The organism is Phormidesmis sp. 146-33 (genome assembly GCF_052939515.1).
This window is the reverse complement of sequence record NZ_JBJPHU010000001.1, coordinates 41,266-61,464: the sequence shown is the minus strand read 5'-3', so window position 1 is coordinate 61,464 and position 20,199 is coordinate 41,266. Positions and strand designations below refer to the sequence as shown.

The 20,199-nt window shown below is 48.8% G+C and carries 15 protein-coding genes; 5 read left to right on the top strand and 10 right to left on the bottom strand.

Going from position 1 to position 20,199, the window contains the following annotated elements:
* Positions 1 to 15 precede the first annotated feature (15 nt).
* Positions 16 to 1,050: an XDD4 family exosortase-dependent surface protein gene (locus ACJ2PR_RS00255; protein WP_446866177.1), complete on the bottom strand. Its 1,035-nt coding sequence runs from the start codon at positions 1,048 to 1,050 to the stop codon at positions 16 to 18.
* 298 nt (positions 1,051 to 1,348) lie between these two features.
* On the opposite strand from ACJ2PR_RS00255, the gene ACJ2PR_RS00250 reads away from it, so the two are divergent.
* From ACJ2PR_RS00250 to ACJ2PR_RS00240, 3 genes are all read left to right on the top strand, one after another.
* Positions 1,349 to 2,137: an RNA methyltransferase gene (locus tag ACJ2PR_RS00250; protein ID WP_446875498.1), complete on the top strand. Its 789-nt coding sequence runs from the start codon at positions 1,349 to 1,351 to the stop codon at positions 2,135 to 2,137.
* A gap of 211 nt (positions 2,138 to 2,348) precedes the next feature.
* Entirely contained in the window at positions 2,349 to 3,806 is a 1,458-nt protein-coding gene (locus ACJ2PR_RS00245; RefSeq protein ID WP_446875497.1) for a serine hydrolase, read from the top strand.
* Positions 3,807 to 4,050: 244 nt separating this feature from the next.
* Positions 4,051 to 5,019 carry a hypothetical protein gene (locus ACJ2PR_RS00240; RefSeq protein WP_446875496.1) on the top strand — a complete coding sequence of 323 codons (969 nt, stop codon included), beginning with the start codon at positions 4,051 to 4,053 and terminating at the stop codon, positions 5,017 to 5,019.
* A 435-nt stretch (positions 5,020 to 5,454) separates the two neighbouring features.
* Here the strand turns inward: ACJ2PR_RS00240 and ACJ2PR_RS00235 are convergent, their stop codons facing one another.
* From ACJ2PR_RS00235 to ACJ2PR_RS00205, 7 genes are all read right to left on the bottom strand, one after another.
* Positions 5,455 to 6,279 carry a glycosyltransferase family 2 protein gene (locus ACJ2PR_RS00235; protein ID WP_446875495.1) on the bottom strand — a complete coding sequence of 275 codons (825 nt, stop codon included), beginning with the start codon at positions 6,277 to 6,279 and terminating at the stop codon, positions 5,455 to 5,457.
* A gap of 237 nt (positions 6,280 to 6,516) precedes the next feature.
* A complete protein-coding gene (locus ACJ2PR_RS00230) occupies positions 6,517 to 7,260 on the bottom strand; it encodes an SAM-dependent methyltransferase (RefSeq protein WP_446866170.1) in 744 nt (247 codons plus the stop codon).
* 75 nt (positions 7,261 to 7,335) lie between these two features.
* On the bottom strand, positions 7,336 to 8,463 hold the full coding sequence (locus tag ACJ2PR_RS00225; protein ID WP_446875494.1) for an iron-containing redox enzyme family protein: 1,128 nt from the start codon (positions 8,461 to 8,463) through the stop codon (positions 7,336 to 7,338).
* Between the two features lie 148 nt (positions 8,464 to 8,611).
* Positions 8,612 to 9,241, bottom strand: a complete 630-nt coding sequence (locus tag ACJ2PR_RS00220) for a DUF1294 domain-containing protein (RefSeq protein ID WP_446858465.1) — start codon at positions 9,239 to 9,241, stop codon at positions 8,612 to 8,614.
* Positions 9,242 to 9,411: 170 nt separating this feature from the next.
* A complete protein-coding gene (gene uvsE, locus ACJ2PR_RS00215) occupies positions 9,412 to 10,368 on the bottom strand; it encodes a UV DNA damage repair endonuclease UvsE (protein WP_446858464.1) in 957 nt (318 codons plus the stop codon).
* A gap of 16 nt (positions 10,369 to 10,384) precedes the next feature.
* Complete coding sequence (locus ACJ2PR_RS00210) at positions 10,385 to 10,723, bottom strand: DUF3140 domain-containing protein (protein WP_446875493.1); 339 nt, start codon at positions 10,721 to 10,723, stop codon at positions 10,385 to 10,387.
* A gap of 2 nt (positions 10,724 to 10,725) precedes the next feature.
* Positions 10,726 to 10,941 carry a DUF2945 domain-containing protein gene (locus ACJ2PR_RS00205; protein ID WP_446866165.1) on the bottom strand — a complete coding sequence of 72 codons (216 nt, stop codon included), beginning with the start codon at positions 10,939 to 10,941 and terminating at the stop codon, positions 10,726 to 10,728.
* 194 nt (positions 10,942 to 11,135) lie between these two features.
* Here ACJ2PR_RS00205 and gorA point away from each other — a divergent pair, with 194 nt between their 5' ends.
* Positions 11,136 to 12,470, top strand: a complete 1,335-nt coding sequence (gorA, locus tag ACJ2PR_RS00200) for a glutathione-disulfide reductase (protein ID WP_446875492.1) — start codon at positions 11,136 to 11,138, stop codon at positions 12,468 to 12,470.
* Positions 12,471 to 12,609: 139 nt separating this feature from the next.
* Here the strand turns inward: gorA and ACJ2PR_RS00195 are convergent, their stop codons facing one another.
* Together ACJ2PR_RS00195 and ACJ2PR_RS00190 are read right to left on the bottom strand one after the other, a co-directional pair.
* Positions 12,610 to 17,538 (bottom strand): DUF5724 domain-containing protein, encoded by a 4,929-nt coding sequence (locus tag ACJ2PR_RS00195; protein WP_446875491.1) that lies wholly within the window; start codon positions 17,536 to 17,538, stop codon positions 12,610 to 12,612.
* Between the two features lie 110 nt (positions 17,539 to 17,648).
* Complete coding sequence (locus ACJ2PR_RS00190) at positions 17,649 to 18,074, bottom strand: hypothetical protein (RefSeq protein ID WP_446875490.1); 426 nt, start codon at positions 18,072 to 18,074, stop codon at positions 17,649 to 17,651.
* Positions 18,075 to 18,512: 438 nt separating this feature from the next.
* Here ACJ2PR_RS00190 and ACJ2PR_RS00185 point away from each other — a divergent pair, with 438 nt between their 5' ends.
* Positions 18,513 to 20,123 carry a DUF3352 domain-containing protein gene (locus tag ACJ2PR_RS00185; protein ID WP_446875489.1) on the top strand — a complete coding sequence of 537 codons (1,611 nt, stop codon included), beginning with the start codon at positions 18,513 to 18,515 and terminating at the stop codon, positions 20,121 to 20,123.
* The last annotated feature ends 76 nt before the right edge of the window (positions 20,124 to 20,199 follow it).

Genomic DNA, 20,199 nt, shown 5'->3' with positions numbered 1-20,199 from the left:
CCTGTTCAGACGTTTCTAATCGTTGGTTCGCACTGATTTACGAGAACGGAGCATCGCGGCACCTGCCAGCAAAATGGCAGCGATCGCACCCGGTTCGGGCACTGTCTGGGTAGCAGGCTCTTCATCAGGGGTTGGGTTCGGAGCAGGTGGCTCAGGGGTAGGAATGATGACCGGAGGCTCGGTGACCGGAGGAATCACAACCGGAGGCTCTACAACCGGAGGATTCACAGCAGGAGGCTCGGTGACTGGAGGAATGACGACGGGAGGAACAACGGGAGGTTCTACAACGGGAGGAGCGATCGGAGGAGTGACAACGGGAGGAGTGACAACGGGAGGGGTCGGGATGCTTCCAGCAAAGCTTGGTTCAGCCGTGTTGGTGCCGTATTGAAAACGCACACTGCTGATCGCCTTGGCAAGGTCAAAACCAGCCGGAAGTCCAGATACGCCAAAGGAAAAGACGACAGATCCCTTAATCAAATCGCGATTGAGTCCGCCATTACCTGTCGTGGGGTTGTCACCTGCTGTCACGATGCCATAGTCTAGACCGCCGACGTTTTCAGTGCCAGACAGATTGGCTGAGGTGTCGAAGCGATTTTTGGGGCCAAAAAGTCCCAATCCTGCGGCGCTCATTCCGTAGTTGTAACTCGAACTGCCGATCGCCAGCTTAGAGTTAAAGCCCCATTCGCCGCCGACGTTTGTGGTGTTGGAGCTACCGCCATAGATGCTGGAACCATTGCCCAATCGTGCAGAAATGGGATTGAGCTTTAGATTATTGCCAATGTCAAAAAACAGTCCCGTCAAAACGTCTGTGGGAACCAGAGAATCGGCTGTGCTGGTATTGTTGAGCGCGATCGACAACACGTTATTCGATAAATCAAAGAGGGCGGATGCCGATCGTCCAGAGTCGGTGCCAGAAAATAGAACCGAAGAAGTAGATGCGGTCTGCGAGTTTACTTGGGCAAAAGCTGGTGCGCTTCCCAAAACGGAAAATAAGCCGAGTGCTACGAGAATTGACTGACTTGCTCTTGACGCGAGAGAGAACTTAAACATTGCGTGCAGAACCTTGGGAGTATATGTATAAATCTATACCCAAAGATTGATGAATATCCGACCCTTCTATCGAGCTTAATCCAGTCTTCACCTAAGTTAAAAATGAGAAAGCTCTAATAAAATCACTACGTGTTATTTACTATACTTATGTGTAATTTATAATGCCAAATAGTCGTTAACTACAGATATACACTTAGCTAACAGGTTTTATTTCTTTTCTGTCGTTGCGATCGCCCCTTCTGAGTGGCCTTGTCTATGTAAAGCTAAGGAGGCTGACCTTGTATTTCTGATTTTCTTGATGAGCGAAACTGCACTTTCTCACATTCGTATTGTTTTGGTGGAGCCAGCCGGGGCGCTAAATGTGGGATCGATCGCGCGCATCCTCAAAAATATGGGGCTGAGACGTATGGTGCTGGTCAATCCCAGTTGTGATCCGCTGTCAGCCGAGGCGCGACAGATGGCAGTCCATGCCGCCGACCTGTTGGAATCCGCAGAAATCGTCCCGACGCTGCCCGATGCGCTCAAGGGATGTCAAAGAGCGATCGCCACCACCGTTCGTACCCGCTCCGTCGATACCCCGTTAGAGCATCCCAGAACTGCCCTACCGTGGCTGTTAGGAGACATAACAGAAGATCAGTCACAAGAAAGTCAGAGACTACAGTCGGCCTTGATCTTTGGTTCTGAAGATCGAGGCTTAAGCAACGAAGAACTGAAATATGCACAACGCTTTGTCTGTATTCCATCAAGTCCTGTTTATCAGTCGCTCAATCTGGCGCAAGCGGTGGCCATTTGTTGTTACGAGCTTTATCAGTGGGTCAGTCAGCCAATGACGATCAATCAATCCATTTCTACACCCACTTACAATTCAGAACTCGCCTCACTGGATGACCTGGAAGGCTACTACCAAAACCTTGAGGAATTGCTGCTTAAAATTGGTTATCTGCATCCTCACACGGCCAGCAGTCGCATGGAGAAATTTAGACGACTGTTAAATCGTGCTTATCCCGCTCCGACGGAGGTGGCTCTGCTGCGGGGAATTTTGAGACAGGTGGCCTGGGCGATCGAGACTCAAAAGCCGCGATCGTAAGTGCGAGTGACTCATTTAGGATTGCTATCAATCTGGCAATTCTTCTCAAATGTTTATTATTCAACCGACCACTTTGATGAACTCAATGTAAAATCCCTACATCTAGTGGGAGCGCTCGATCGTTCCCGTCAAAAAAATCGTCACACAAAAGGCGTTAAACCTGGCTCAAAGCCTATTCATCGATCGCTTGACTAAAGAGAGGAAGACCTAAATGCGGGATGGCAACGATCCAAATGCGCCTTTTGAGGGCAATGCTTCAGAAGAGAGACTTTCCCAACGTCCTGTTAACCAGCGGCCGAGACGCTTGAGCCAGCCTCCAGAGCCGCGTCCGATTCAAAAAACTCGACGACGTACCCGTCCTGAACCAGCCTCCCGAAAAGCCCCCCTTTCTTTGCAAAAACCGCCAGTCGATGCTTCACGCCCCAGCTTTAAACCAGAGAACGATCGCCCCGAAGCCAGCCGCAGACGACCTGAGAAGCGCGATCGCAAGCCCAATCCTGCTGTTAAAAAAAGCCAGTCTGATTTGCGTCGTCGCCAACGATCTCTTCGAGATACCCGCCAGGGGTCGCCCAAGCCTTATGCCACTCATCCGGCCAGCGTTCGACCGATGGCCAAGCCTGCTCGTCCGAGAACGCGATCGGGAGCCGCTCTTTTATATGGAACTCGCCTGCTGATCTTGGGTGTGGGTGTGGGTGTGATCGCCGGAACCATTTTGTCTGTTTGGGACCCTGCCAGCCATTTCACCGCTGGAGCTTCTTCAGAAAAGACGGAAGTCACCCCAACGCCGCCCGTCTCAGAAACGCCAACGCTGCAACTGGGGCAAGAAATCACGCCGCTCAAAACACAGATTCAGACCTTGGCCGCCCAACAGCCGCAACTGACCGCGGGAATGATGGTCGTTGACCTAGATACCAACGCCTACTTCAACCTGAATGCGGCAACTCCGCTTCCTTGTGCCAGTACGATTAAGCTACCTATCCTGGTTGCTTTCTTTCAAGATGTTGATGCGGGAAAGATTCGTCTTGATGAGATGCTAACCATGCGTCCTGATCTGGTAGCAACCGAATCGGGAGATATGCAATACCAGCCTCCGGGCACCCAGTTTAGCGCTTTAGAAACGGCAACCAAGATGATCACGATCAGCGACAACACCGCGACAAATTTACTGATCGATCGCCTCGGCGGTAAAGATGCCCTTAACCAGCGCTTTCAGTCTTGGGGCTTGATGACTACCTCGATTCGCAATTTGCTTCCTGATGTCGAAGGAACCAATATGAGTAGTTCTCAAGATTTGGTGTTGCTGCTAGGTCTAGTTAGTAATGGAAAATTGTTGTCGATGCGATCGCGCGATCGGCTGCTGGAAATCATGCGCCAAACGGTCACCGATACCCTACTACCGAGTGGACTGGGAGAAGGCGCGACGATCGCTCACAAAACAGGCAATATTGGCGGCATGACGGGCGATGTTGGACTGGTGGATATGCCCAGCGGTAAGCGTTATCTGATTGGTGTCATGGTGAAGCGGCCCCGAAATGATGATCAGGGTGAAGAACTGATTCGTCAAGCGTCTCGGATCACGTATCAGTATTTTAGTCAACCCGCTTCTAACCAAAATGGGACGACTCCTCAAGGGGCCGTACAGCCGCGATCGAAGATTGCTCAACCTTAAAACAAACTAAACATTACGTAGAAACGCATCACTTCTCAGTTAGCAGTGCGCTTTGCTTAACTCAACACACCCGACAGGTAACGGTTTTGTTTAGTTCATAATCCTTGAGTGTTCCAAAACTGACTCATTTCTCTCTTCAAATATTCCTTCTTTAGAGAGACGCTCCGATCGATCGGGGTCACTACGCTTGGAGGATACTCAGAACATTACCGGAACCCATGCTGGGAACTGCGCTGCATTCACCATGAAATTAAATTCATCTCGGTTTAGACAGGTTTTCCTACCGATTAGTATCATTGCGTTTGCTATTTTTACAGGCAATCTGCGAGCGAATGCAGAAGATCCAAACTCAACAGAGTCTTTACCAGTCAACCAGTCTGAGATTGATTGGGAGCGGGTTCGATCCAACAAACCTGCTCAAGTTAGTGTGGCTCAAATCGCCAGCAGAGTTGCTGATCCGATTCCGGGTGAGGTGCCGACTTCTGCAAGCGAGTTGACTGGAGGGCAAGCATTCCTGACTGCTCAAACTACTACAACGCCCGGTGTTGTCACGCCTGCAAATGGGGCAGATACGTTAGCGCCTTCCGGCTCGATTACTGCGCCTAACGCAACGCCTAATGCAACACCTAACACGGTGCCTAACACAGTGCCTAACACAACGCCCAATACTGGTGTAAATCAGACCCCTGTAGAATCGATTCCTCAGACTCAACCTATCCAACCGCCTGAATCTACCCCTCAAACGACTCCGAGTCCGGCGGCTCAGACGACAGAAGTTTCTCCGGGGCGAGTGACACGATCGGGGTCTAGCTACATTGGAGTGGGCGGCAACATCGGCATTGGTAGTGGAGACACGGAACTGGGACAGGGTAGCTTTGCGGTCTTGAGTAAAATTGGGCTGCTGCCGTCGGTATCTGTGCGTCCTTCGGTGCTGTTTAGCGATGATGTGACAATTTTGGTGCCTGTTACCTACGACTTTAGTTTTGGCGAAGGGCCAACGGGAGGACTTGGGTTTGCTGCGGCTCCTTTTGTGGGTGTTGGGGTTGCGATTTCGACGGGTGATGACGCTGAGGTGGGGTTGTTGCTGACTGGGGGAATCGATGTGCCTTTGAGTTCTCAGTTTACAGCGACGGCTTCTGTCAATGCTTCGGTAACTGGGGAAGCCGCGATCGGGATTCTGCTAGGCGTTGGATATAACTTCCAGGGCTTCTAAAAGCGGATTGTATTAAACATTAAATTGTATTGAACATTAAAAGGGCAATTGGTGAAAGATAGCTTTCTGATCCAATTGCCCTTACTTTATACCAATTGTATTTAATGTCTATTTGATGTGCTTGATGAAGTTCCTTCACTTCGTTATTGAGAGATTCTGCCCCGCAATACCAAATTGATCTTTGAACGCTACAGATCTTGCAGCCCCCTAAATCCCCCACGAGTGGGGGACTTTGAATGTAGGAGTTCCCCAGAGGTCAAGACTTTTCTAGGTTTCAAAGTCCCCCAGAATGGGGGATTTAGGGGGCGAAGGATCTGTAGCATTAACAGATTGATTTGGTACAACCCCTCAATCTAGGGAACTTTAAAAGAAAAATTCTAGATCATGCATTTGCAATCTATTGAATTTCTTGCTTCGCTGGTTGGTTGTGAATCATTACTTTTTGTTTGTGGTCGTTTTTGTGCGTAATACAACAGGGGCATTGACGCTGCGATCGACAATGGTAGTCGGTAATTCTTGATGGTAAACGCCTGATGGAATTAGACCACAGCCGCCATACTGGGACATAACTCGCTGTTGGGCCATGACATCTTCGCCACAATGGTTGAGCGGTAGGTCTTGCCAAAAGTTAAAGCCGCCGACAGAGCGAAGTTTTTGAGTATCATACATTACGCAACCGCCTACCCAAGCAACTCGGTATTTGCGAGGATTTTTTGGGTCGAGGTTGAGACGCTGTTGTAGGTGAAAAAGATTGGCAGCATTGTGTAGTCGCCAACGTTCCCATTCTGGCATTCCGGGTTGCAAGGCTTCGGGGTGAACTGGCTCATCCCAAAACTGGATCGCTTGCTCGTGGGGTCGAATGTCATCGACAAAACTGAGTCCCGTCAGCGCGCTTCCGACAAATCCACAGCGTTCTTGCTGAATTGCAGTCAGCATTTGCTCAATTACATAAGATTCTAGAATCAAGTCATCGTCGAGAAACAGCGCGTAAGGTGCAGTCACCTGGTCAAGGAGAAACTGTCGCTGCTCGGCCATTCCTCGACGCGGGAGATGTCTGTGCGTTGCGATCGAATGCTGGTGCGATCGCAACACTCGTAATGCTGACTGCACTTCACCAACCGCGATCGCATCAAAGGTCTCAGTCTGATCAGAAATGACAATGCGAAAATTCTGAAACGATTGAGCGATCAAACTGGTTAATGTGACGGCTAACGCTGAGGGGCGATTGTAGGTAGGAATGAGAACATCAACGATCGTCATTTCAACAATGCTATGAGGAATAGAATCTTAGAATCGTGAATCCAATAAACCCGACAATCAATTCGCGGCTAGTCGAACAAAACCTGCGAAGGCAGGTTAAGACGCTTTTCTAGTCTACTTTGTTCTGGTAGGCGCGGCTTGAACCGCCAGTCAAAATTACAGGCTGTTTAATCATTGATCCTCAACGACGAACCGTTAGATATTCGATTAGAGATTTGATGAGTGAATCACTAACTTCTAGAGCGCTGTCATCGCTTGAGTTAATTCGCTAGACAGATCAACGTCAGAAAGATCACGCTTTCTAAACAATACGCCTGCTAGAAAATAGGTGTTTCCTGAGTAGAAGGCCTGTTGATTAGCCTGAAGTTCTGCAATATGACTTTTCACCTTTGGTTCTGAACTGTAGTAACCAAATTGAAGCGGCGTGATCATAAAATCTTCAACACTATAGTTGTATATTTCACCTTGAGCGATCGTGCCCACTGGGTTAGAGTAGCTTGAGACCAACACCATGACGTTGGGATAGTCCAGCGTTAATAGAGAATTGGTAATGGCAGCCCCATCAAATCCGCCATACAGCAAGGGCATGAGAATATCATTATCGGGTGCAGGAAGGTAAGGAGGATTGGCAATGAGATATTGAGCCGTCGGTCTGGGAGTCTCAAAAAACGATCGATTGTGAATGAAATATTGATGATCTAACTCATATTGAGCCACTCTCGATTGAGCCACCTGAGAAGCCGAAGGATTTAATTCATATCCATGAACTTTACCGACAAAGTTAGTTCGTAAAAGTGAATTAATGACCGGAGTTCCATCACCACAGCCAAACTCTACGATCGTATCTACATCATCACAGTGATTAAAAACCAGACGCTCAAGACAATGGGAATAGAAATGAGATTCTTCGGGACAAAAGAAGACTTCTTTCTCAGAAACAGATTTGCGGGTGGACTGCGATCGCAACAGAATTCCAGTCAAGGTAATACCCTCGCTTTGTAAAAGTGTGTATAAAGACGAAGGGCAGACCAGATGCCTACCCCTCAAAACCGTTTATCAAACTGAGATCACGGGCAAAGGCTGCGTTTTTTCACCCTGACGAATCACTCGAACGACCGCCTCACTAGCACGATCGCCCATCAGTTTTTCCTGGTCGTAGCCCAAAATCATTTGCCATGCTTGAGTCGGGTACATATCAATCAAAGGCAGCGTGACATTTTGAATCATCCAGCGTCCGTGTCGCTCGTCTTCTTTGATGTGTAGATCCCAATAGCCCATTGCAGCGTCTGACAGTTTAAGCCGTTTTGCTGCTGCCAGATAGTTGTGATAAGCCGCCGGCCCAGCGACTTCAAAGTAAGCCAGACCGCCGTTGTAGCGCAGAAAATAACGCTTACATTCGGTGAGCAAAAAGTTGTGGTTAATGCTGGCTAACACTTCCCACGGTACAAGGTCAAAATACGCTTCTGGCTGAATGCTGAGTCCAAGTTCGGTCAACATTTGAGCAAAGAAGGTGGAGTGTTTGCGCGAAAGACGACCATTGCCATATTCTTCGAGCAAAACTTTGGTGAGTGTCGCCTGTACTTCGTTCGCAGCACCGCCCAAAATGCGGGACAGACGACTAGCTTCGATAAGACCGTCAAAGGAAGCGATCGCCAACAGATAGCGATAGCCTTCTAGAGTCATCTGTTCGCGCATGTAGTAAGCATCTAACGAAAGCGGAGGCTCTAGATCAGCATCAAAGCGATCAAGAATAGCTTGCTTTACATCCAGAGTTTTGTAAGCGTCGAGGTCAAAGTTTTCGAGTTCCCACTGCTGCCAAATGGTTTCGATCTGATCGCGGATTTTGTGCAGGTAAGGCGAGCGCTCGTTTGTGTAATTGCTCAGGTCGTCATACCAGAAGAGATTGAGACGATTGATGCGGTAGAGGACTCGCTGAATAAACAGATGAGCCGCCTCTGAGCCGTCTTGAGTGTTGTAAGCCTGAACCAGGGCGGCGTGCAAAGCAGTCTCAAAAGTACTCACTTCCGAAGTGTAGCGCTGTAAGTTTTTGTCTAAGTCTTCCGCTTCCAGAAGTTTGCCAAAAGCTTGTTCAGCGCTGTAGTAGGGGTTGTGTTCTATCTGAGTCTCCAGAGGCTTAGGAATGACTCGCTCTTTTTCCAAACGTGTAACTAAGCTGCCCTGCATGTATTTCTCTAATCATTTGTATTTTCTCTAACATATTGATTGATTGATTTGTCTAAATACATCCACTCCAGAGAGAGAGCGTTGTCACCCTAAAGGCAGAGTTTGTTGAGGTGCGATCGACTAAGATCCCCCATCAGTTTATGACCTTCTAACGTCTGAGCCACACTATCTGACCCCAAAATAACCAGGTTAGCCAAATAAGATAATGAGTTGTGACGATCGTCCAAAACGTAAACTGATAAGACTCCTTCTGACTTTTGTGGCGTACTCTCTTCTGAGCTACAAAGCCACCTGGCCAACCACCTGCAAGCTCACATAGATGCAGCCTTTTCTCTGGAGTTCTGCGGTCTCTTCGTTGGGCACGAGCTTTGTCGTCAACATACATAGAATAAGTGACTAAACTCATTACAGGATAGAGAATGAGCGGCAGCGGATTGCGAGTGATCCAGGTGAAATGAACGGCTCCAGCCAGTGGCAAAATTGACAACAGTAATGTCGTGAATATTGGGAACTTGGGCTTGGATGCGATCGACGTGGAGAAAAAAGTAGGTTTGCTGCGTGCGCCCGAAATAAAAGCATCATAGGCACGGGCTTTGCCATCTGACTCAATCACTGTGTAGTAATAAATTGTGTCATTTGCTTGGGGACGACGAGTTACGTTTTTGAGGCCAGTGATATGTAGAAAAACTTCTGGGCTACCATCATCTGGTTGAATGAAACCAAATCCACGATCGTCTTTCCACTTTACAAGCTTTCCACTGCGTAGACTGAGTTTCATAAGAAGTCAAAGAAGTCAATAGCGTGATTTTTGTAACATTGATTACCCCTTATGCTACCCGATCCACCCACGAAGTCACCACGCTTAGATTGATTCAACAAAGCTGCTAATTTGCAGACCACTTGGTTAATGTAGTCAACTGAGCATAGGCTATTATCATCTCCAGAAACCTAGGCTGCTCCCTGAGAAGTGTCGGACGATTCTACAAGTGGTAATTTAACAGGTGGCAACACATTGAGATCAGAAGGAAGCCATTCATCTTGTAGTTTCTTAATCGCGAACTCTTTTTGTTTTGCTTCAATTTCAATCCAGGGAGCCTGACGGTAAACGCTAGGCATAATGGTGATGTAATCGCTGTGACGCTGATCTAAAAAGGATTCTGCTCCGTTAGAGATATGCACAACCTGCAAGTCTGGAGTCGCCCAAGTGCTACGAGCCAATGCAAACATTTCTGCAACGCTGGCATCTTCATAGCTATCTACTTTTTCATGAATAACATGATGATGAGCATCAAATAATAAGGGAATGTTAGCTGCCTGACAAATTGTACCAATCTCTTGACTGCTGTAGGTATATTCATCATTTTCTAAGGTCAAGCGAAGCCGAATATTATCAGGCAAATCTCGAATCACACTGATTAACCGATCGCGACGATCGCCCTTTCCACCATGAATATTCATTAATGCCCAGGGAGACTGCGGCAGTCCCAAAAAATCCATAATACGGGCATGAGTTGCCAAAATTTTGATGCTGGTTTGCACGACTTCAGGGCGGTCGGAACTCAACACCACAAACTGATCAGGATGCAGCACTAATCGAATTCCCAATGCCGAACTGCGATCGCCGACCTGTTTCATTTCATCCGCAAATTCAGGCAAGATTGCTTCGCCGATCGTGTCATCTGCAAATGGAAATAGCCCAGAACCCATGCGATAGAGACGAATGTTATTCACATCGCAAAAGTCGATCGCCCGCCCAAGTCGCCGCAAATTTTCGGCATAAAGGGTTCGCAACATGGTTTCTTGCTCGGCGTGATCGAACTGCAACAACCGTTTGCGCGTCACCGTCTTGAACCTGACTGCCTGCGATTCGGTAATGCAAACCAATCCTAATTGAGGCGTTATCATCCACTCACTGCCCAATTTATCTAGCTTTTAGTGGGTCATGTCCCCAGTTCATTAACGAATAGCGCCAGCGAGTATGTTCAATATCACCCGATGGCTTTTGAGCAGAGTGACGATGTACATAGCTGATGACGCGCTGCATTTGAGATAAGTCATCTTGGCTATACTCAGAGTGCTTTTTGTGCAGAAGTTCGACAATATGACGACCGGATTCATGCCCGATCGATTCCTCGTGTCCTTCCTTGATTTGTCCTACACTGCGCGACTCTTCGGTGTTTAGCCAAGACTCTAACTCCCGATCAGTCATATTAACAGCTTGCTGAAATTCATTAACAATTGTCTTTGTTTCTTCAACCATGTCTACTCCTCAACTTTATTTAGTGCATCCGCTTTATGAATCGCTTCTTTTCCCGTCTTTGCACTTTCGACTAAGTATTCGGGGTTGTCTTTTGAAGCGTCGAAGTGATGTCCTTTAAAGTCTGTTGGTTCAGTTAATTTCTTTTTGATCGTGCCTTCGGTGGTGCCTTGGGAAGTGTTCCACTCGACCCGATCGCCTTTCTTTAGTTCTTCGCTCATGGTGATCCTGCATACTGCATTTCTAGAATAAAAGCGGATGCAACCTGTAACCTCTGTCTTGCGACGGTAGCGATTCGACCCTGCGACTGAATAAATTGAGACGACAATTACTTAGGGCTTTTGCACGCTTCGCTGTTTTAAGACGCTGAAGTTTTTGCGCTCCGCCATCCATTTAGTGAAAGGACGATCGCGCCATGTATGACTATGATTTGTTTGTGATCGGGGCTGGGCCAGGAGGGTTGTCTGCTGCCAAAAGAGCCGCAAAATATGGAGCAAACGTCGCGATCGCTGAAGCTAATCATCTCGGTGGCACCTGTGCAAATCTTGGCTGCATTCCCAAAAAGCTGATGGTCTATGCGGCTGATTTTGCAGATTGGTTTGAGGCATCAAAAGGCTATGGGTGGCAGGGTGAGCCGCCTCTGTTTGATTGGCAGCGCTTTGTGAAAGCCCGAAATCAAGAACTCGATCGTCTGCGACAAAGCCATCAAAACTCGTTACACAAAGCTAACGTTAATCTTTTTCAAGGTCGGGCAAAACTGCTTGATTTGCACACAATCGAAGTAGCGGATCAGAAGAAAGTTACAGCTAACAAGATTCTCATTGCTACAGGAGGAAAGCCAAGCAAACCTGACATTCCGGGTATTGAACATGCGCTAACTTCTGATCAAATGTTTAACCTCAAGCAGTTACCCAAACGAGTTGCAATGTTGGGGGCTGGCTACATTGGTGTTGAATTTGCGAGTGTGCTGCGCGGATTTGGATCTGAAGTTTTTTTAATGAACAAAGAGGACTGCATTTTGCATGGATTTGATCAATCCGTTAGTCAAGCTGTGCGAGAAGGTTTGTTAAAACGCGGAATTCACAATTTTTGCAATACCACGATCGACAAAATCATTCCAGTTAATGAAGGTCTGACTTTAACGCTTTCTAATGGTGAAACGATCGTGGTCGATACGGTTCTCTGTGCGATCGGGCGGTCTGCCAATTTAGAGAATTTAGGACTAGAGCAACTGGACGTGGAGATGGATCAAAAAGCGATCGCTGTCGATGCTCACAGCCGCACCAGTCAATCTCACATCTTCGCAGTGGGAGACTGCACCAATCGCAAACAACTCACCCCTGTTGCCCGTTCAGAAGGGCGCGCTTTTGCAGATACTCAATTTGGCGACTATTCTTGGACAGTAGACTATGCCAGCGTGCCGTCGGCGGTTTGTGCGCGTCCCGAAGCGGCTTCGATCGGACTGACCGAATCACAAGCCCAAGAAAAATTAGGAAAAATTCGCTGCTATCAAACAGAATTTAAGCCGCTCTTTCATAGTCTGAGTGGTCAAGATGTCAAGATGTTGATCAAGTTAGTGACCGATGAAGAGACTGATCAAGTGATTGGACTACACATCGTTGGCGATAATGCTGCCGAGATCATTCAGGGATTTGTATTAGCAATGCAGCAAGGTATTACAAAACAAGACTTCGATCGTACGATCGGGATTCATCCCTCTTCCGCAGAAGAACTGTTCACGATCGCTTAGTTTTACGCGAATTCGATGCAGTTTTTTCGCTTCGTTGTTCTGTCCTTTTGCCCCCCAAGCTGCCAATTTTGGGGGACTTTAAGAGAAGAATTGTGGTTCAAAGTCTCTGATTTGTCCAACGTCTATAGTCCAACGTCCTCTACAAAATCTGCTCTAAAATTGTGGGGTCTTGGATCTCTTTGTCTCGCGCTAATAACAGCACTTTTGAGACGACTTCGGCCGTTTTGGGATCGGGATCGACAAACGGTAAAAAGATTCTGCCGCGATGCTGAGAATGGACGGGGACGATGCAGAGCGATCCGCCTGGTTGACGATGGACGTTTGCGCTGCCCAAATGCACCGAGTAACTGCCCAACTGTCCCTCGATCAAGACGTGAGCACTTTGGAGTTGCACATTGTGAAGCTTTAACAATCGACAGGTTTCGCGGACTAATGCCGATCGCATCTCAACTGTGGAGGCCGTCGCTTCGGGATCGACTCCGCCTTGATGGGCCACACTGACCACCAGATCCAGATCGCGCATCACTTCGCTAAATAGACGAGGCGGCACTTCGGTCAACGGAATCGGCTTCCATTCGTCGCGACGGTAAAATCGAACGCCCTCGATCGTCAATCCTTCGACTTCTAGCGGCGTGTAAAATCCGTTGAGAAAATCGACTTCAGCAATCAGTCCCTCCGCGTGAAATATCCGTCGAACGCCGACTTCGGGAGTCGCGATCCAGCCCCGCTGACCCCACAGCGCCAACGCCTGTTTTGGGTTGACTTGATGACCTTCGTAGCGACGAGACATCGCTTCTGGCTGCTCGACAGTCGTGGGAACGTAGAGTTCTCGAAAGATTTGCTTGAAGGGTTGCACTCGATCGCTGCCAAAACAATCTTGCTGCCACAAATGCCATTCCTGAGTCATTAACAAATCATGGGGATGGGCAATTCTCAACTGAGTGGAGGCGATCGGGGTGACGATTTGACTGTGATTTTTCAGGGCGGTTCCTTGATTGACGAGATAGCCAATTTCAGCATCGCCCATCAACACAAGCTGACTCAACATGGGGAATAAGACCGGATGCTTTGCGAGTTGAATTAACTCTGTTGCGGTAAAGCGATCGCCCCGACACATCGCCTGCTCTAACGAAATCCGAATTCGAGAAGCCTGTTGGGTGATTTCTTGTTTACGAGCGGTGAGGACTTGAATTTCAGGCTGTTTTTTGAGTTTGGCAGGAATGGCTTTAAGCGGTTTTCCTTGTTTCGTCACCGTAATTTCTGGTGCGCCTTTAGCCGTAATTGCGAGACTGACGCTAACTTGATCGATCGTCACAATTTGAGCTTGATCCACGAGGTCGGCGATCGCTTGCGCTTCCATGGCCCATTGGAGCCGTTGGGGATCGACAAAGCCTGCGGTACGGGCCAGATTTTCGAGTCCAATCGAGACGGCTAACTTTTCGCTGGACTGTCGCTGAGAGCCAAACTTTTTGCTGGTACGCAGAAATTCTTGGAGCAGTTGGTAACGATCGAGCATCTCACGATCGCGCTTTTTCCCCTTTGGCAGCGGCAACAATCCCAACGCTCGGACGGCATCCTGATGGCGCTTGCTGGTAATGCGATCGCGTAGCGTTTGGGACTCTAGATTGCCCAACATCGCATCTGCAAACAGTTTGGCGCGCTGGTGTCCGGCTCCACTTGAGGCATATTGGGCGGCTTCGTAGAGTTGGTTCCAGCGATCGGACTTGAGTTGTTTGTAGAGGCGATGAAACCATTCGACATCGACGGCCCCCTCGACTAGACTTTGAGCCGACAGCGGAGTTCGTTCGCTAATTTGGGCGACCCAGGTTTCGCGAACTTCTGGTTCGACGCTCCAACCGTTGTCTTTGGTGTGGGCATGAAACCACCAGACCGCTTCGGCAAATCCGGGACAGTCGATCGCGTGTTCGATATAGTGAACCCACTGCGGCGCATAAAAGGCAAATTGGATTAGATTTTCTGGCTTGATTTGGGCGGATTGAACGCGCTGAGAGAATTCGGCTGGGGTGTCATCTGGGGCCGGAAAGCTGACTCGCATCAGATGACTAAACACGGAGGCTTTGCTGAGACTGTTGTAGGCGTAGTGGCGTACCAGCTTATTGCGATCGAAGGCTTGAATCAGTTGGATGACAGTAGACATTCCCACAACGGACTTGAGCGCTCGTGCTGCTTGAGAAGCGGCTGTTGGCAAATCACCGCGCTGGAGTTCGATTGCTAGAATTCGCTGACGGGCCCGATCGGACAGTTCCAATAAGAAAGGATGGGCGGTGTAGGTTTCGATGACAGTGCGACGAGTCAGATCTGACAGCGCCGGAAACGACGTTCTGAGATTGGCTTTTGCTTCGGCAGCACTCCCTGATTGTTGAATGGCATCGGTAGAACGGTCTTCAGCGCCCAACAGGTAAAACATCACATCCGCCTCAGTTGCCCCGCCAAGCTGGTAGGTGTCGAATACATCCCACAGCGTCACTGTTCCTTGATAACTGGGCAAAAAACGATCGACCCAGCGGACTAGATGCCACCAGCGAATGCGATCGGACTCCCCATCAGATTGATAATGTCGAGCGAAATTAATCCAGTAGCCAATAAAATCGCTGACCTGTCGCTTGGCTCCCCAATAGCTTGAATTGTGTTCCCACTGGGGATCATTCTTCAGTTGCGTCAAGGGAATCGTGTCGAGCAGGGTGGCGATCGCCTCCAGGCAATAGTCAAAAACTTGAGTCGGCGGATGTAGATAGAGCAGCCATGCAATGATGAGATTGATTTGCGACGGATATCGTAGTGATGGCGGAGTTTGTCCCGTGTGGGCTTGCAGGTCAGCAACAACTCGATCCACCAGGCGGGACTGATCACTCAAATTGGCGACTTCTGACGTATGAGGATCTGAGCGGTAGTCAAATCGGGGGGCGATCGCTCGAATCAACTCCAGCCCATCGGCATCGCGCAGCGTCTCAGACCGATCGCGCCACCAGTTAAGCCAAACATCACTCAATGGCAAGCGTTCCAGATTCCCCTCTCGCGACAGCTTTGAATAGAAGCGGGGAAAATTCCAGTTCAGGTTGCCGAGGAGTTCTTCTTCTTGCTCGACTTTGACAGGCGTTTGGTGATGCTCGTGGATCAGGTCATCCAATGCCAGCAAACAATTCAGAGCGGGGAGGGTCGCGATCGCAACAGGCTTGATGACTTGGGGAGGCGCGATCGCTGTCAAATCGGCAGGCTGCACCAGTCCCAGAGCGTCTGTCAGCGTGGCTTCGGTTTCGGATTGCAAAATGCCTGTAAGTAATTGCGTCTCGGTGAGCGTGAGCTTCGATCGACGGGTCTGATAGTCAGTTGCCAAACTTTGGGCGCGATCGAGCAGACGATTTCGCTGTACCAGTTCGCGCAGAAGTTCGAGTCCGGCTTGACGCTGAGGGGCTTGTTTGGCAGTGAGTAACCGTTCTGCGGAGGCGATCGCCGCTTCATCCGATTGGCTTAACAGCAAGCCCAAAATTCCTCGCCGCAGATCGCTGGCTTGACGGGTGAGCAGGTGTTCTAACTGGGTGCTTTCTGAGGGAACGATCGTGCACGCTTGTAGAAGCCGAATCACCTGTTCTCTCACATAGCTGCTGGCATCCCCGACCAGATCAAACAGCGCCGCCCGAATTTCACTGTCCCAGGGTTTGACCTCGGACAACAATCTAGCAACATTGGCTCGTTCATAAGTGTCAAGCAGTGGCAGATAAGCAATGAGTCGCTTGGGCGATCGCGTCCCCAAATTTTGGATCAGCGCTGAGGCGACTAGATTTTGGCTGGATTCGAGCGTCACCCATTCCCAGACGATCGACTGCGTTTTGGGCTTAATCGGAAAGTTGGGTAAGGCTTGTTCTAACCGCTCAAACAAGTCAGACTGATGAATGTCTGTATCTCCCGTGTGAGAAAGCGCTTGCACCGCAGCCGTCGCCACCTGCAAATCACGATCATTCACCGCCGACAATAGACTCATTCTGGCTGGCGCGATCTCTAGTTGAGCTAAAAAATGCACCGCGACAAATCGATGAGTGGCTTGGGGATGGTTGAGCAGCGGTACGGCAAGGTCGATCGCAGCCACCGCATCCACAAATCCGGCTGACCATAGGGCTAAATAAACCAGTTGTGGATCTTCACTTTCCAGAGCAGCAGATCGAGCATCCAAACTTTCGAGCAGATCCAGCACTTGGGCGATCAGTTGTTTGGCGAGTTTTTCGTTGAGTGACTCCAAACCGAATCCAAACCAGACATCCACCGCGCGAATTGTGGCGCTAAACCGAATTAGATTTTGCTCCAGAATCAATCGCAGCATTCGCTGAAAGGCGATCGGGTGAGCTTCGTCGATCGTCTCCAAAATGGTTTGTCGCAAGCCTTCTTGTCGTTGGGCGGCGAGGAGTAAGCGTTCGATAAAGTCCCAGCCATCGGCTCGATTGGCGACCAGTAGCGCACGAGTCACATGCCGCCCCATTGCTCCGATGTCGTGAGTGCCACTGGCGGATGCGGTCAAAATCTCGAAAATGGCTTGTCCTTCGGTGTGTTCGATCGCGGCTGCAAACAAAATCCCCAACACATCGGATGCATAGTAGCCCAGGTATGGCACCCAGGCGGCAAACCACTCCAAATCCTGGTCATGGCCTTCTACCACATCAATCAGTTGTTGCAACCAATTTTGTCGCTTGTCTGCACTGTATTCAGCATGGTTTGGGGCGCGAAACGATCGCCGACTGTAGCCCGATCGATAAGGTAATTGTGCAATCAGTTGCCACGCAGATTCGACGATCGGGCCAAACCTGGGAAAGAGAACATTGAAAATTTGCAGACGATCGCTGGGCGTAAACTGATCTAACTGTCGTCGCGATTGTTCTCGAACTTGATAGAACTGATGATCGTCCGATCGCTGTCCGTCAGCCCCATAACCGAGAATGGCATAACCCACCGATCGCAACCGTTCGTCAAGATCACTCAATTGTTGAATACGCTGCGATCGCCAATCTGCTACATAAACTGCTTGTAACTGAGCCTGTGCAACTTCGCGATTCAGCATTCTTTAATTCCTCAACAAATTCTTGACCTGCCGTTATTCACCCTAATTAAGCCCAAAATAGAACGATCGTCACCCTACTGAAGTGTCTCCAGGTTTGATCGTTCTAAACGCTACCCGCCTACTAGCGGAACTAACCGTAAAAACAACAGTTGCGAATCAGGTCGCAATCTCACCACGTCCTCTAAATTTTCTTGCTGCTGCTCGTCGAGAAACACAAAATACAATCCGTCTGTAAACGCTTGTAGGGCTGTCTCGATCGATCGTTCCAGATTCACAGTTTGTTCTAGATCACGGCCGCCCAAATCCACTTTTCCCTGCTCAACGCCCAGACTAATCTGACCCGGACTGACGACCCGCATCAGGCGACCCTGACGTTGACGAGCTTCAAATCCAGCAACTTCGGCGCAGACGATTTGAGTTAGCAAATTTCGTAGGGTGAGAGCGCCCTCAACTTCAGGCAAGGTTAGTTTCCAGTCAGAAAAGATGGGTTGAGTTTTTCCCATGACTTTTCCGGAGACAGTGAGTGTAGAGGCCATAGTGCTATTTGTTGAACCCGTACATACAAATGTACTATACAATACTTGAGTAAGTGCCCCTGTCGTTCAAAGTTCGCAAAGTCTTTAAACAAGGTTAGCTTTAGATTCAGTCGATCGCAAAGTGATGTTATCCCAAATCTCGACAGCTTAAAACGTTTCTTGCTCACAGGTTGAGATTCTGAAAATTCCCCTTAACTCCATAAAAAAGAGAAGAAATACTTACCGCTTTTAGTACAGATTTTTAGTACAGAAGTTAATTGTTGCGGTGTCTTTTGCACCTGATCAATTCAATACCGAAACGTTTCTCTTTGTGCTAACTCCAAAATCATAGGGAACTCTAGCGGCATTGATCTTAATCACTCAGCCGTCCGAATTCGGCAAGTGTCAGGGTGAAGTTCAATCCAGCCGTAATACTATCTAGAACGTTGAGGAAACAATATGGCGATAAAGAAGCTGATTTTACCTGCGGTGGCGGCGACTGCTGTGGTTGGAGGGGTAGCCGGATATTTTTACTTTAATAAAGCATCGGGAGATAGTGCAACCCCGATCGCAATTGCCAAAGTCATTCCTGATGAAGCGTATGCGGCCGCTTTTATCTCCACTGATGAACAAAATTGGGCAAAGCTCAAGCAGTTTGGCACCCCAGAGGCTCAACAGGCGTTTGAGAAAAGCTTTCAAGAATTTCGGCAAAAAATGCTCACTCAGTCTAATACGGACGTAGACAAAGACCTCAAACCCTGGATGGGCAACATGATGGTTGCGATGATGCCGGGGGCGAGCACCAAAGAGGCAAATATGGTAGTCGCGATCGCAATCAAAGATAAAGTGAGTGCCCTCAACTTTGCCAACAAGCTCAAAAGCGACTCAAAGGTTAAGAGCGTCGAAACTGACTACAAAGGAGTCAATGTTAGCGAATTTGTCAGTGAAAAAGGCAAAAAACCCGGCTACGCAGCAGTTCTTAACAACTCATACCTCATCGTCTCGTCGAGTAAGCCTTCGATCGAACAGGCGATCGAGTCTGCTCAGGGTAGCGCCTCTTTTGCGACTAAACCAGAAGCTGCGTCGCTCTTGGCTCAGAGTGGTAGAGAAGCCGTACTTGCTCGCTTTTACATCCCAGATTACGCAGCAATGGTACAAGCGATGACTAGCAATTCTAGTAGTCAGATGAGTGCCTCTACTCTGGAATCGCTCAAACAAGTTAAATCGATGGCTGGCAACGTTAGCGTAGATGATATGGGGCTGCGCTTTAAGGGAGGGGTTACGGTCGATCCAAAAATGGCGATCGACTTTAAGCCCTCTCCGGGCAAGGTCGTGGGTCAGTTTCCAGCCGATACGTTTGCGCTCATCTCTGGTGCCAATATTAGCGGCTATTGGAGTCAGTTTGTGGCTCAAACTAAAGACAACCCAGACAGCCAGAAAGTAATAGACGCAATGCGGGGCAACAGTCAAATGATTGGTCTTGATCTGGATAAAGACATTTTTGGCTGGATGAATGATGAGTTTGCGATCGCAATGGCTCCTGTCAATCAAGGCATGATGGCCCAACTGGGATTTGGTCAGGTCATGGTGTTTAAGACGAGCGATCGTAAAACGGCTGAAACAACGTTGGGTAAGCTGGATACGATCGCCAAGCGTCAATTTCTAAATGTCGCTCAACGAGACGTGAATGGCAAAAAAGTCACTGAATGGAAAGCGCCCCAGGGCACGATACTTGGTCATGGTTGGCTAGACGACAACACCGTTTTTATTGCAACAGGCGATCTGGTCACTACCCTGTCGAGTCAGCCCAGTCCTTCCCTAGAAGCCAGCGATAGCTTTAAAGCGGTGACAGCTTCTCTACCCAAGCAAAACATCGGTTACTTTTACATGGATGTGGAGAAAACAATGGCTCTAGTTAATAAAGCTACGCAGCTTTCTCAAACTTCGACGATGAAGCCAGAGACGACCGCCATTCTAAATTCAATCAAGAGCATCGGTGGAACAACGACTCAACTGGATAAAACGACTAGTCAATTTGAAGCGGTGCTGGCTTTTAAGCCCAAACAGTAGTAGTTTTCTGGTTGATCAAAGTAGTGTAATAAGGATGTGTTGGTCTTGGACTGATGCATCCTTTAATTTTTGAGTA